8 protein-coding genes and 1 pseudogene are annotated in these 13,695 nt (G+C 53.2%); 6 read left to right on the top strand and 3 right to left on the bottom strand.

The window, feature by feature from the left end; genetic code table 11:
- Nucleotides 1-7: 7 nt before the first annotated feature.
- Genes ACN0YN_RS01350 through ACN0YN_RS01360 form a run of 3 tightly spaced genes read left to right on the top strand, consistent with a single transcriptional unit; the run spans nt 8 to nt 6,629 of the window.
- Nucleotides 8-1,231 (top strand): ATP-binding protein, encoded by a 1,224-nt coding sequence (locus tag ACN0YN_RS01350; protein ID WP_417383177.1) that lies wholly within the window; start codon nt 8-10, stop codon nt 1,229-1,231.
- 32 nt (nt 1,232-1,263) lie between these two features.
- Nucleotides 1,264-4,836 carry a DUF5682 family protein gene (locus ACN0YN_RS01355; protein ID WP_417383178.1) on the top strand — a complete coding sequence of 1,191 codons (3,573 nt, stop codon included), beginning with the start codon at nt 1,264-1,266 and terminating at the stop codon, nt 4,834-4,836.
- Entirely contained in the window at nt 4,833-6,629 is a 1,797-nt protein-coding gene (locus ACN0YN_RS01360; protein WP_417383179.1) for a hypothetical protein, read from the top strand. The genes ACN0YN_RS01355 and ACN0YN_RS01360 overlap by 4 nt, the downstream gene beginning before the upstream one ends.
- Before the next feature lie 340 nt (nt 6,630-6,969).
- On the opposite strand, the gene ACN0YN_RS01365 is transcribed toward ACN0YN_RS01360, so the two are convergent.
- The 3 genes from ACN0YN_RS01365 to ACN0YN_RS01375 all read right to left on the bottom strand — a co-directional run bounded on the left by ACN0YN_RS01365 (nt 6,970) and on the right by ACN0YN_RS01375 (nt 9,516).
- Nucleotides 6,970-7,533: a hypothetical protein gene (locus tag ACN0YN_RS01365; protein ID WP_417383180.1), complete on the bottom strand. Its 564-nt coding sequence runs from the start codon at nt 7,531-7,533 to the stop codon at nt 6,970-6,972.
- A gap of 167 nt (nt 7,534-7,700) precedes the next feature.
- Complete coding sequence (locus tag ACN0YN_RS01370; protein WP_417383181.1) at nt 7,701-8,237, bottom strand: hypothetical protein; 537 nt, start codon at nt 8,235-8,237, stop codon at nt 7,701-7,703.
- 442 nt (nt 8,238-8,679) lie between these two features.
- Nucleotides 8,680-9,516 carry a hypothetical protein gene (locus tag ACN0YN_RS01375; protein ID WP_417383182.1) on the bottom strand — a complete coding sequence of 279 codons (837 nt, stop codon included), beginning with the start codon at nt 9,514-9,516 and terminating at the stop codon, nt 8,680-8,682.
- Between the two features lie 488 nt (nt 9,517-10,004).
- Here ACN0YN_RS01375 and ACN0YN_RS01380 point away from each other — a divergent pair, with 488 nt between their 5' ends.
- From ACN0YN_RS01380 to ACN0YN_RS01390, 3 genes and pseudogenes are all read left to right on the top strand, one after another.
- Nucleotides 10,005-11,423 carry a mechanosensitive ion channel family protein gene (locus tag ACN0YN_RS01380; RefSeq protein ID WP_417383183.1) on the top strand — a complete coding sequence of 473 codons (1,419 nt, stop codon included), beginning with the start codon at nt 10,005-10,007 and terminating at the stop codon, nt 11,421-11,423.
- Nucleotides 11,424-11,435: 12 nt separating this feature from the next.
- Nucleotides 11,436-11,699 (top strand): annotated as a pseudogene (locus ACN0YN_RS01385) (hypothetical protein); the annotation flags it as partial.
- 700 nt (nt 11,700-12,399) lie between these two features.
- Nucleotides 12,400-13,695: an efflux RND transporter periplasmic adaptor subunit gene (locus ACN0YN_RS01390; protein WP_417383184.1), complete on the top strand. Its 1,296-nt coding sequence runs from the start codon at nt 12,400-12,402 to the stop codon at nt 13,693-13,695.

The following is a 13,695-nucleotide window of genomic DNA, read 5'->3' on the forward strand; positions in this document are numbered from 1 at the left end:
GAACAACATGGCTAAAAAGAAGGCAGTCAGGAAGACAACAACAGAAGCAGGCGCTTCCCCCGCAGCCAGTCAAAATTCAACACGCCAGCAGGCGCCCGCCGAGGAACGCTACGCGGAGGAACTTGCATTTCTTCGTGCCGTCGATGACGGGCCGCGACCGGCCGGCTGGTTGCTCTCTCCCGAGCGGGTGGTGGATTTTCTTTGTGGAACGAATGGAGAATCGATCCGGGCTCCCTCGTCCAGCAATCTGTCGGCAGGGCTGCCGAAGTCGATGAAACTGGAACCGAAGTTTGTCGGCCCCCGTTCGCTGGTGGAACGCTGTGTCGTAACTCTGGCGGGTGAACGCGGGCTGCTGCTGGTCGGTCAACCGGGGACGGCGAAAAGTATGCTGGGCGAACTGCTTTCGGCAGCCATCAGCGGAACCAGCGCGCTGACCATCCAGGGAACCGCTGGTGCCAGCGAAGATCATTTCAAATACGGCTGGAACTATGCGATGCTGCTGGATAAAGGACCGCGTCCGGAAGCACTGGTGCCGTCTCCCGTTTTTACGGGCATGCGACAGGGAGCTCTGGTCCGCATCGAAGAAATCACACGTTGTCTGCCGGAAGTACAGGATTCGTTAATCAGCCTGCTCAGTGAACGTCGTCTGATGATTCCGGAACTGAGCGGCGCGGAAGGCAGTCTGTTTGCGGCACCTGGATTCAATCTGATCGCCACTGCGAATCTGCGGGACCGCGGTGTATCGGAGATGTCGGCGGCGCTAAAACGTCGGTTTAATTTTGAAACCGTGCTTCCAATCGCAGATCCGGAACAGGAAGTCCAGCTGGTGGGAACCCGGGCCCGGGCAGTGCTGCATGAATCCGGGCTGACCGGGGACGTCGATCAACGACTGCTGGAAATTCTGGTCACCACGTTCCGTGATCTGCGGGACGGACAGACCGGCGAAGGCTGGGCGGTCGAACGTCCTGCAGCCGTGATGAGTACAGCGGAAGCAGTCACCGTGGCTGCCGCCATCACACGACAGGGGGCATTCTTCACCGCACAGAAAGACCCAGTTTCGCTGATTCCCGGCTATCTGCTGGGAGTCGTCTTCAAAGATAACGTGGATGACCGGGATCGTCTGCTGGCTTACTGGGACGGTCCCGTACGTCGTCGGGGTGAGCAGGATCCGCTCTGGAAACGGATGTATGAACTGCGGGATATCCTCGAAGATGCCGAGCTGGAAATCTGAACGCCAGCATGACGGAATGGACTTCAGATCGCATGAACGAGCAACCTGAAGAAGTATTAAAACAGATTACCAGTTGCGCAAGCCCCTGGCTGATCGGCGTACGGCATCATTCAGCGGCGCTCTCCCGGGTGATGCCCACTCTGCTGGATGCGTATCAGCCTCAGGCGATCCTGCTGGAAATGCCCCCTGATTTTCAGAAATGGCTGGAATACCTGGGACACGAGGAACTCGAAGCCCCCGTCGCGCTGGCTGCGTGCAGCGATGCGCAGCTCATTTCATTCTATCCACTGGCAGATTTTTCTCCCGAACTGGCCGCCATTCGCTGGTCGTATCTGCATCAGGTTCCGGTGACGCTCTGCGATCTGGATCTGTCAACGATGGCCCGCGTGGATCGTTCTCGGGACCCGAGTGACGCGTCTGGAACAGCGCCGACCTGGCTAGAGAAGATGCTCTCCCGCATGGAAGTGCGGGATACCGGTGCCCTCTGGGAAAAACTGGTCGAAACGCCGGCGGCAGGGGCAACACCCGAAGCGGTCCGGCGGGCGGCACTGCAGTTTGGCTGGATGGTGCGTTCTTCCGCGGGGGGACCGTCCCACTCCGATGCACATCGGGAAGCCGCCATGCGGGCCGCAATCGCTGACGCGCCGTCGCGTTCGGCTGTGATTGTCGGCGCTTTTCATACAGCGGCCCTGCTGCCGGAGCCGCAGCTCTGGTCGCCTCCCGCTCCTCTGGAACAGCAGACTGAGAAAGAGGAGGCAACTGCTCTGGAAACGTCGCTGATTCCTTATTCCTTCGGACAACTCGATCATCGCAGCGGTTATCCCGCAGGCATACAGGACCCGGTCTGGCAACAGCGAATGCTGTCGGCAGTAACGCGGGAAGAGACCGAACAGATCATCGCGGATCTGTCTGTAAAACTGTGCCGACAATTAAGACAGGCAGGCCACGTTGCCGGTACACCGGATGCTGCCGAGATTGTGCGCTTCGCCAGTGACCTCTCTCGACTGCGTAAGTTCCCGGTCCCCGGACGCGCCGAGTTTCTGGAAGCGATTGAAACTGCCCTCGTACAGGGCGAACTGCTGGGACGCGGCCGGGCGGTCGCGGCGGCTGCCCAGACTGTACTCGTGGGGCAGCGGATGGGACGATTACCGCGAGGAACGCCGCGCAGCGGTCTGGCACTTCAGATTGAAGCCGGCATCAAGCGTTTGAAGTTACCCTCAGTGGAATCGGTCGGTCAGGAGCCACGGGAACTGCGGCTCGATCCGCTCCGGTCCAAACTGGATCGTGCGCGGGCTGTGTTTTTACGACGCCTGTGTCTGATCGGAATTAACTACGCCACACGCAGAGAGCTGGAACAGACCGGCGTGCGTGAGAACCTGACAGAGGTCTGGCGTGTGAAATGGACGCACGCCACATCAGCAACCGTCGCCGGCTCCGGCATGCATGGCGTCACCCTGAATCAGGCTTGCGAGGCTTTTATTCAGCGGATTCATCAACAGGAAACACCGGACAGCGAACGTGATGCCTTACCCCCGGCGACTCTGCTGGCGCAATTAAACACCGCTGCCGAATGTGGGCTGGGTGATGTGACAACCAGACTGCTGGTCCTGATGCAGCAAACATTTCCCGGGGCCGCAACCACCGCACAGCTCGTCGAGGCAGCCACCCTGCTGCGGCGGATTCAGTCAGGACATGTGCTGGGCTTACCCATTGAAGAGGATGAGACTGCACCGCCAGACGTGGAACTGTTTCAGGTACCAGCCGAGCTGCTCAGCATTCGGGCTCTGATTGAAACGGCGTTGTCACAACTCAAGGGGCTGCAGGGCTCGGACGATCCGGCGGACGTAGTCTCTCTGACCGATTTGACGTCGTTGATTATCGGAGTCGCAGAGGACGCTGCAGACGATCATCAGGAGATGGGATCGCTGCTGCCTGGATTATGCAGTCAACTGAATCGCCTGCGTCGGCACGGATCTTCCCGTATGCAGGGGGCTTCCTGGGGAACGCTGCTGCTGGCCGATCAGGTCGAGGAAGATGCGTTTCAGAGCAGTCTTGCCGGTTGGTATGACGCCGCCTCCAATCAGGAGGGCCGAGGTCATCTGGCCGCGCGGCTGGGGGGACTGCTGGTGCCATTGCTCCCGCTGGTGCTGGTCAATCCGGACTGGCTGGCTGGTCTGGACGACTGCCTGCAGGACTCAGACGATACTGATTTCCTGGCACGTCTGCCTGCACTGAGGAAAGGCTTTCAAGCAATCGCCCCCCATGATCGGACCCGTCTGCTGAACGATCGCCTGCTATTGCTGGAGCCTGCTGGCCCCACAGATTCCAGGGTTCGACTTGCCGCTGATCCGGAACAGCTGGCACGCAATCTTACTGCTGACCGCGGGGGACGGGCAGCGGTCGCACAGCTCTTTCCCGAATTCCCGCTGCAGCTCACGGACCGCAAAGATGCGTATGCCGAACACACGCGAATTTCTGATCCGCCGGGTGAAATGAAACTGGCGGATCGCTGGCGACTGATTCTCGGTGTGCAGGGTTGTGCTGCACCCCGGGCGAAGCAGGTCGCGGCGGCGCTGGATCAGTTGTATGGACGCTCCGAACGTGAGGGGCGCCAAGAGCAGGATGATTTGTCGCAAGGCAGGGGAGGCACCGAAGACGCGACGCCGGGAGTCCGCGAATGGATCGAAGATGTGGATCGCCTGTTCGGAAAAGATGTGTGCGAGGAAGTACTCGGTGAAGCCGCGGCCGGCGGTCGGACTGCTGTGCTGGAACACCTCGATCAGACACGTGTGAAACCTTCAATCGAACTGCTGGAGCAGGTTCTATCGTTGAAGGGAGGTCTCTCTGAGCGGGAGCTGGCACTCTTAAGGAAACTGGCACGACAGATCACAGAGCGGTTGGCAAAGCAGCTGGCGAATCGTCTGCAGCCTGCACTGTCCGGCCTCAGCCTGGCCCGACCGACCCGCAGACGAAGTCCGCGACTCGACTTCGCTCGCACGCTGAGTGCCAACCTGCACACGGCGTATCGTAAGTCCGATGGCCGCATCTCGATTGCGCCGACGCGGATGGTCTACCGGTCTCCTGCCCGCAGGCACATGGACTGGCACCTGATTTTTGTCGTCGACGTTTCCGGGTCGATGGAAGCCTCAGTCATCTACAGTTCGATGATGGCGGCCATCTTTTCCGCGTTGCCAGCCATCGATGTGAAATTTTTCGCCTTCAGTACACAGGTGATTGATTTTACAGGGCAGGTCGATGATCCACTCTCCCTGCTGATGGAAATTCAGATCGGCGGCGGAACACATATCGGGCTGGGACTGCGGGCTGCACGCGAGGCGATTAAGAATCCGTCGCGCACCCTGGTGGTGCTGGTGACCGATTTTGAAGAAGGCTTTTCGGTTCCCGAACTGCTCGCGGAAGTGACCATGCTGTCGAATGCCGGAGCAAAACTCATTGGACTGGCAGCCCTCGATGACGAAGCCAAACCCCGCTACCACGCCGGGACGGCAGCGGCCGTTGTCGAAGCGGGCATGCCCGTGGCCGCCGTCAGTCCGGAACGACTGGCCGAGTGGGTTGCCGGCCAGATTCGGGGAGGCACAAAATGAATGCTTCCAGTCGTCCTTCCGTCAGTCCTGCTGTGATCGCCGCCATCATTGAATCCGCGCCTGACCGCGTGCGTCGACGTCTGGATCGATCGCCTGACGCCGCTGGTGAATGGAAGTGGATCTTTGTGGATGAGGCCTGGTCGATCACCGCGGGAAATGAAACCGTCACACTCTCCGGGCAGCATTTGACGTCGGTCGATCAGCTCAGCTGCTCCTGCCTGTTGACGCCGAACTGCTTTCATATCGCCGCTTGTCTGACCAGTCTCGAAGTCGCGCTGCTCGAGGATCATCCCCAAGAGGTGGAACCGGAAGAGACGCAGGATTTCGTTGAGGAAGCAGCAGAACCCACGGGAACGGAACTGTCCGACGAACAGAAAAAAGCGGTCGCCGGCTACGAGATCGCGATCACACGGATTCTGGAAGCAGGCGTGGCCAATGCCGGAGTCTTTCTCCAGTCGCAACTGTTACGGGCGATCCACCAGTGTCGAGCCGCGGGACTGCACCGCATCGCTGCGAGCGGCGTCAGAATTCTTACGGGAGTGACCGGGTTTCGCAAGCGGGCTCCTGAACAGGATTCTCAGCAGCTCGCGCTGGACCTGGCAGAGGCGCTGGAAGCGCTACATCATCTCCAGGCATCACAGCCGGTTGCCGACTTCTGGATCGGAACCGCCCGCCGGGCACAGTTTCCCGTGAATCCCCGTAAGCTGCAGGGAGTTCTCGCCGAACCGGTCATGACGCGCAGTGGCTATGCCGGGGCCAGCGTGCTGTTCCTGGGAGGCGACGACCAGTTCTATACAGTGGGCGAGGTGCGGCCCGGCGATGAGCAACTGGCCCGGGATGCCTATCGCGGAGGCGTCCAGATGGGACCGCTGATTCAACCGGCACAGAAACTGGCCCGCAGCAGCTACCTGGGGACGGAGTTGACGGCCTCGCGCGAGGGGCGGCTGGGACGGGGCACCCGCGTGAAGATCGTCGAACAGGGAGAATCGTCCTGGCAGAGTCCCGAGTTTGAAAAACGCTTTCAACGTCCGCTGAGCGATCAATGGAATGCGGTCTTCAATTCAGGCCTGCTTCCTCCGGAAGCGAGGCCCGCGGGCTGGGACCTCGTTTTTCTGACCGGTACCGTTCTGGGAATCTGCGGACCTGTCTTACTACTGGAGCTGTCTGAAAGCAGGACCGTCATCGAACTGGCGATCGAAAATGACCACCCGGCCCTCTGCTTTCGTGAAAATTTACGCATCCTGAGTTACGCTCCCGGCCTGGCTTTGAAGATCGTCGGTCGTCTGAGTCTGCAGAGCTCCCTCCGCGTCTTTCCGCTGGCTCTGGTGCAGGAGGAAGCTGCTGATGCGGGAGACCACGACGACAGACCACGGCTCGATCTGCCCCTGGAGTTCCAGGGGCGCCTCTTCCTCGGATTCGACGAATTACAGCGGTCCCACCTGCAGCAGGCACAGTCGACCGAAACCGTCCTCACACAGCTCCCTGCCGGGGGAGAGCCGGATCAACTCTCTGTGTTAAGACGTCGCTGGATCGCGCTGATGATCGGCGGGCTGAGCTCCCAGCGCAAAACCAATCAGTCATTTCATGCGACCGACCTCAGCCAGTTGAAGCAACACGGTTTCGAAACCGCCGCTGCCTTGCTGGATCGTTATCCCAGCATCGCCGCGACAGCGGAGCTGATGATCGCCAATCTCTTTCTGGCCTCGGCCATCTATCTGAAGCATTGCCAGTTGGAACGGTCACGCGCGCTGGCGTTGCATTATCTGGAAGCCGGCTTGGGCCAAAGGCTGTAAAACAAAAAAGCCTTAAGCTATTAAAGCTTAAGGCTAATAAAAATGAGGGCGCAGGGACTTGAACCCTGGACCTGCGGATTATCAGTCAACGAGTAGGAGTATTGGAATCTACTATTATAGCCTCAAATGCTAACTGTTTAGAGTTCGGGACTTTTACATATCACTCAAAGGGCATGCAAACACCATTTGAACGCCGTTTAGAAACGAAAGTTGGTGACACAGTATCAGAATCTTCGTAAGGCAATAGTTACACTTCGTGAAAAACAAGACGTTTATTGATACAGAATTCCGTTCCGTCATTGTCTCGGAACGAGAAAAACAGAGACATTCTGGTATGGAGCTACTCTCCCAGCTTAACAACCGGGTGATACGTAATTTCCTGAACGATGGTGTTAAGGTCAGGGTAACTGAAGTATTCCAAATCCACTTTATCAAGAGTGGTTTTGTTAAATGTTGCAGTGACAACGATATTTTTATAAGTCCACCCTCCGGGTTCATCCAACGGAGTTTCTAACCTGAAAATTAAGTTTTTAAAATCATTGTACTCAGAACGGTGTAGTGCCTTGAGGACGGCGGTGATTTCTTTTTGTAAATCTGACTCTCTTAAAGTGGGACCAGTCCCAATATGAGAATGTCTTTCAACATCTAAACTTGAATTTATTTTTTTGACGAAAACAGTCCCACTAATGTTGGCACCTGCAACAATCTCATACCTTAATCGATCCAGTGTACCCAGCGGTTGGGATGGGCCTTGATAACTCATTGTTTTGAGAACATCCAAAATACCGACAATCACCAGCCCAATGATCAGTAAACAAATCACAATAACTCCAAGACACCCTCCAACGCCAATGGACACTCCTAATAACAGCGTTCGGTTACGGCCTTCCTCGTGTTCTGACATTCATACACCCTCAAAAATGCCCGCTTCCTGAATGTGTGTCTATGTTCAAGTTACAATGGTTTTAAAGGACATACAAGCCTTATGAATTAGAAAGGTGAGCTACTTTTCAGTGTACTTCTTTTAGAAGCAACTCCCTGCCATTCTTCTTTACAGCGGGACTGATCCTGTTAAATAGAGTCGGAGGGGCGAAGCATGTGTGCCTGCCCGCCTGGCGACAATCTGATCAGAACAGAACTTCTTGGGTAGTTTCGAGTGACACTGATGTTCAAGGATGGATTTTGATCAGGAACTAGGATTCCAGCATCACCTGCTTGAGCTCCGATAAATTCTTCCTTCGTTGCAGTAATCAGCTTATGAGCGCCTCTTAAACTGCTGGCAACTTCGATTCTCTTCTCAGGCTTTTCTTCTTCCGTTTCACTTTTATGAATCTGCCCACTCAAGCCTGATTTTTCGTAGCGTTCTGGTTCAACATAGGAAACGATGACCTGGTCGTCATTTTCGCCCGGAGGGAGTGGAGTTTGTGCTGGAGCTTTGCCAACTTCTTTCTTGGCCCAGTAGCCACGTGGGGGGCGGGGGATAACATGGCGTTTACAAAGCTTGGCCAGCCCGACATCAGAAAGTCCAAATTCTGTCGCCAGGCGAGAGGCTGGGACGGACCAGATTTGTTCGTATAGTTGCTGCCGGGAGAGCTTTCTGTCTGACATAATACTAACACCCTTGCAATTATTGCTGAAAAGGTGTCGTCTATTTTGCCAACTGTGTCGTGACAGTCAAATATTTTCTGTGGTTTGAGCAGTCCTCATCCGCCCAGCCACCTGTAAGTCTCTGAGGCTATTTTGGGTAACTGCAGGTTACCCGGAGACTTTCAGTGTCCGCATGTCGGACCAATTACAAAAGTGGTTGTCAAGTTCTTCAGAGTGTGAATCGTTCTCTACTCAGACTGGTCCTTGCCCCTCCAATTCACGCCCCAACCAGGCTATCGACTCGTTCATAAGTTTTTGAGGGACCGTCGTGTAGTGGATTTCCTCTTTCTAACAACGACAGGTAAAAAGACTTCATGTGACTGTCCCAGCGAACGGTGACTAAGGTCACCCTGTAAACCACACGCTGGATATCTGCCAAACACGGAATTGCTATCAAGAAAAATTAATCCGGAACCCGGATGTAAATCTGATCAAATTCGTCCTGGACCGAGGGGATCGGCTTCTGGGGCGTCAGCTTCATCACCAGGTCTTCATCCAAAACCTGGACACGGTATTTCCAGCCCTCGGGCAGTTTTTTGAACTTCTCGCCCAGTGTTGTGAGTCCTTTTACAGGGATTTTGTGCCCTTGCAAGATGTAGACGTGACCTTCCGAGTCAATGATTTGATACACGGGCTTGCCCGCCTTCCAGACAAGGTTTTGATATTTCGCGGGGGAAAAGACTGTGTACTTCGGAATATTTAATGTGCCGGGAGGAAGATGGGCGCCGAATACCATGTCCGTTCCAGCAACGTTCACCGGCTCGGAAGCCATCACCCCGACTTCGTCCATTGACCACCACTGCGGTCCGTTTTTGTGTACAGACTTGGCGCCGAATTCCTTCGCCAGTGCTTCGAGGTCAAGACCGTCCCACCACTGAAGATTGGCCGTGGCCAACGGTGACGTGCTATAAATGTCGTTTCCTTTTTCGCCGTAGTTGAATACGAGTTCGCAGTATTGATATTCACGCGAGTTCGGTAGTGTCTGCATCGTGAGAGTCATTTCCTTACCCTCTCCCGTCGTCATCGCTACTTTTTCGGCTCCATCCGCTGTCAGTGTCGAGTCCGTCGTTTTCTCGCCGGTGTCAGGCATTACCGAATGTTCGATTTCAGGTGTTTGCTTACTGGAATCCTCTGAAGGGGCGGATCGATCGGCGACTGGCTTTCCGCTGCAAGCCCCCAATCCGATGAGGGCTGATATGAAAGCGACCATCAGGAAAGGTTCCTTAAATCTCGGCATCATTTTTTTGCTCCCTTTATTTCATTTTATCTTCGAAAATGTTCCCACCTGGTGAAGCACGGTCCTGGAATCGTTTCATCAATCTCCGGCTCTTGAATGTTGTCAGGCCGTTCTTTTCAATTCGGAGAGTTGCCCATGTTTCGCAGTATCAGCATACCGAAGTCGGCACGGTTTATGCTATCGTGAAGCCCTTTTCTACGAGGGCACCACTCGATCCAAATTGATGCTCAGGTCATCAATGTAAAATTCTATGAAAATGGCATCTGCTTCTATAGTGGAACAGAAAAGGGCACAAGCTAAAGCGACCAGATAACTGATCGCATGTGCCTGTGTTATCATGCTGATAGATTCAATCAACGGAGTCTCATGATCATGAATTTACAGTGCGTTTGAGATGAGACAATTTGGTAAGTGTTGAGTTTTCATTGATTATGGTATCTTGTTCACTCGGTGTTCTGTTTCTCATACAGCAATGATTGCAGGGAGCTCTCGTGGATCGCATTTCATTTCAATTATTTCTTTTAATGAGCTTGGCTGTCTGCCTACTCGGCGAGAGAGTTGCTAGCGGAGATGAGACTTCCATCAATTTTCGTCCTGCTGATACGTCCAGCCCGCGGAGCACACTCAAAGAATTTATTGATGCCAGTAATGAAATTTATGATTGCATTCGCGAAAACCAGTTTCTGGATCGTAATTCCAATGAATTTCGCGCAATTGCGTTACGAATGCTGGACTGTCTCGATCAGCGTGACTTACCTGAATTTGCCAGCGAACAAAGAGCTGCAGAGGTAGCGATCTGTCTGAAAGAAATTCTGGATCGAGCTGACCTCCCACCCTATGCCGAGATTCCTGGAATTGAAGAAATCAAGGACGATGACGAGACACTTTCCCGCTGGCGGATTCCCGGCACCAGAATCACTATTGCGCGTGTAGACGAGGGGGCTCAAAAGCATGAGTATCTGTTTTCAAGAGAGACCGTTGATAATGCCACAGGTTATTATGAAGACGTGAAATCATTTCCGTATCGAACAACTGAACCCAAAACGACTCCTGGTTTTTATAACTGGTATTATTCGTCACCGGGGAGCCATCTTATTTCTCCGGTTATAAATAAACTGCCACTCGCGTTTCGAAATCAGTTTTTAGGGATGGCTGTCTGGAAATGGCCTGCCCTGATCCTGTCCAGTGTTGTCGCGGTTTTATTGATGGTTTTAATCTACCGAATTCACTTCAAACTGACAAACCTTTGGAAAGACAGGAATACAGTTCTCTATAGTCTAACCATCGTGTTTCCTGTTTTGGCTATGCTGACACCGCTGCTGGTCAGCTATCTGGTGAAAGACCTGTTGGTGATACGTGGAATACCATATTACATTATCGATTTTTCAGCACTGTTCGTTTCGCTGATCGCAGCGATGTATGTCGTGTTTGCCCTGAGTAATCGCGTGGCTGAAATTATCATCACTTCCCCGCGAATTAATCGACAGGGGTTGAATGCTCAGTTGATACGCATCGTATCGCGCTTAATGAGCCTGGTTCTGGCAGTCGTGGTTTTTCTGATTGGTGGTCAGTATCTGGGGATTAAACTCATCACCTTATTGGCCAGTGCCGGGATTGGCGGGTTGGCGATCGCACTGGCAGCGCAGGATACTTTAAAAACACTCTTCGGTACGATCATGCTGATGGCAGATAAACCGTTCCGAGTGGGAGAACGCATTCAATTCAATAAATATGATGGCTTTGTCGAAGATATCGGCCTGCGTTCTACACGCGTACGCCTGTTAACGGGAAACCTGGTGACGATTCCCAATGATGAACTGGCCCGATTTGACATAGAAAATATCACCCGACGCCCTCATATTCGCAGGAAAGCCAATATTAAAATTCCGCTGGATACACCTCGTGAGTAAGTCGAGCAGTGTCTCCATGTCATAAGAACCGCTCTCAAAGATCATGAGGGGATGAATCCGGATTTTCCTCCGCGCGTATTTTTCGATGAATTCAACAATGATTCATTCAACATCAAACTATTCTTTTGGTTCAGCCCTCCTGAATATTGGGACTTTCTGGCATTCAGCGAAAAGCTGAATCTCACCATTTTTCAGGAATTTGAAAAGCAGGGGATACAATTCTCGCAACCTTATCGGGTTGTGCATAACGAAGAATCGAAAGATCTGAAAACCTGATTACGGCAGCAGGGTTCCGGCAAAAACAGGATTGTCTGGATTATTAAAATTCGTTCCAGCAAGTCTGTTAACTGTCGTTTTTCCTGGCGTCACTACTCTGTCGCATGAATAAAAAACATTTCATTAAATTCCAGATCTTGTTCTATATTTTAGTTGCGTCAGAAAGTGATAAAGATCAATATGTTTTTGAAGATAAGTTCCACATCAAACCATAGATACCCCAACGGATTTATGTGTGTGACGGAATTAGGTAGATCACAGATCGGACCATCGAGATGAATAAATCATCTGAACATCTTCATGGCACTCCAAATACTTTAGATGAAGCAAGCATCAGGTTGGCGACTCAGCTGATACAATTAGAATCACCTCCTGTCTCGAACAGCACTCGCTGTATTGACGCATCGCTATCTCAGCTCCATCAAGGTCCGTCAGATCGCTTTAAAAAAACGATTGTCTCAGACAGTCCTGTTCCGTCAGTCTCTCCGTACCAGATTCCTGTTGCCTGTCTTGCTGCGACAGAGTTGGGTACACAAGGTTTCTTCATGCTGCTTTGCTTTCCCTCTGTCAGTTACTGGTGGAGGGATCGGAGCAGGAGTTTCGTCCACTCAGTTGGCGAAAACTATTTAAATCTCAGATCACAATCATACAGCCAGAATTGTTCTCAGTGGGTTCAGTACAGATTACGAAGTACACCAATATGACAAAATTAATCAAATCTCAAATTGTCGCTATTAGAAGTGTTTCATTTCAACTGCGAAACGTGATGTGGATCGCCTGCTCTGCGATCTCACTGGTTGGGTGTGCTGAACCGGCTGCACGTCCGGAACCTGTTCGACCGGTAAGGGCAATCAAAGTCGGTGATCTGAATGCCATTCAAGGGAGAGCATTTCCTGGACGGGCGAATTCGAAAGATGAGGTGGATCTTTCCTTCCAGGTATCGGGGCCTCTGATAGCGGTGCCAGTTGACGTAGGCAGTAATGTCAAAGCCGGTGATATCGTAGCAACCATCGACCCCAGAGATTTTGACGAAGCCCTGGAAAGTGCAGAAAGTAATCTGGCACGGTCACGGGCCAACCTGCTGGCGATGGAAAAAGCACGTCCCGAAGAAATCAAACGTTTACAGGCAGAGGTGGCCCGCGCAGAGGCATCCCGTAAACAGGCTGATGCAGAGTATGATCGTACGAAGGGGCTCTTTGATAAAGGGGCTACCACAAAGTCGGAACTCGATATCAACATTGCCCGTAAAGAAAGAACGGCGGCAGAACTGCTGTCGGCTCAGGAGGCCCTCAATATCGGTCTCCGTGGGGAACGAAAAGAAGATCTGGATGCAAAACGGGCCGAGATTCGCGCCCTGGAGTCCGCAGTCGAGGTTGCCAGAAACCAAAAGGACTACTCGGTGCTGAAAGCTCCCTTTGATGGCAGGATTGCTGCCAGGTACATCGATAACTTTCAGACAGTTCAGGCGAAACAACCCATTGTTCGCGTAATCGATATCAGCAAGATCGAAGTCACCGTTCAAATTCCTGAGAGTCTGATATCGCTGGTCCCACGAGTCAAAAAAGCCATCTGCCGCTTTGATGCATTACCGAATCAGGAATTCACGGGACAGGTCACTAAGATTGGTCTGGAAGCATCAACAACAACGCGAACTTACCCCGTCACTGTTCAGATTGACCAGCCAGACAAACCGACCATTCTACCGGGTATGGCAGGGACAGTTCGGGGAGTTTTCGATGCCGGCGACACAGAAACAGCACTTCTCGTCCCTCCGAGTGCGGTCTTTACGGCCGAGGATGACCAGCAGACCAGTGTCTGGGTTGTTAATGCCGATGATGAGAAGGTTTCCCGCCGTCCCGTAAAGACTGACAAGTTAACAACTGGAGGTATCGCTGTGATAGAGGGATTGAAGACCGGCGAATGGGTGGTGACGGCAGGTGTGAATTCACTACGCGAAGGACAGCAGGTGAAACTCCAGAAGACGGAGAGTCACTAG

It is taken from the genome of Gimesia sp. (genome assembly GCF_048260065.1).
Taxonomy (GTDB): Bacteria; Planctomycetota; Planctomycetia; order Planctomycetales; family Planctomycetaceae; genus Gimesia.

Bases quoted from the DNA above. Each gene is read 5' to 3' on its own strand.
- ACN0YN_RS01350 (WP_417383177.1), top strand. From the start codon at position 8: ATGGCTAAAAAGAAGGCAGTCAGGAAGACAACAACAGAAGCAGGCGCT.
- ACN0YN_RS01355 (WP_417383178.1), top strand. From the start codon at position 1,264: ATGAACGAGCAACCTGAAGAAGTATTAAAACAGATTACCAGTTGCGCA.
- ACN0YN_RS01360 (WP_417383179.1), top strand. From the start codon at position 4,833: ATGAATGCTTCCAGTCGTCCTTCCGTCAGTCCTGCTGTGATCGCCGCC.
- ACN0YN_RS01365 (WP_417383180.1), bottom strand. From the start codon at position 7,533: ATGTCAGAACACGAGGAAGGCCGTAACCGAACGCTGTTATTAGGAGTG.
- ACN0YN_RS01370 (WP_417383181.1), bottom strand. From the start codon at position 8,237: ATGTCAGACAGAAAGCTCTCCCGGCAGCAACTATACGAACAAATCTGG.
- ACN0YN_RS01375 (WP_417383182.1), bottom strand. From the start codon at position 9,516: ATGATGCCGAGATTTAAGGAACCTTTCCTGATGGTCGCTTTCATATCA.
- ACN0YN_RS01390 (WP_417383184.1), top strand. From the start codon at position 12,400: ATGACAAAATTAATCAAATCTCAAATTGTCGCTATTAGAAGTGTTTCA.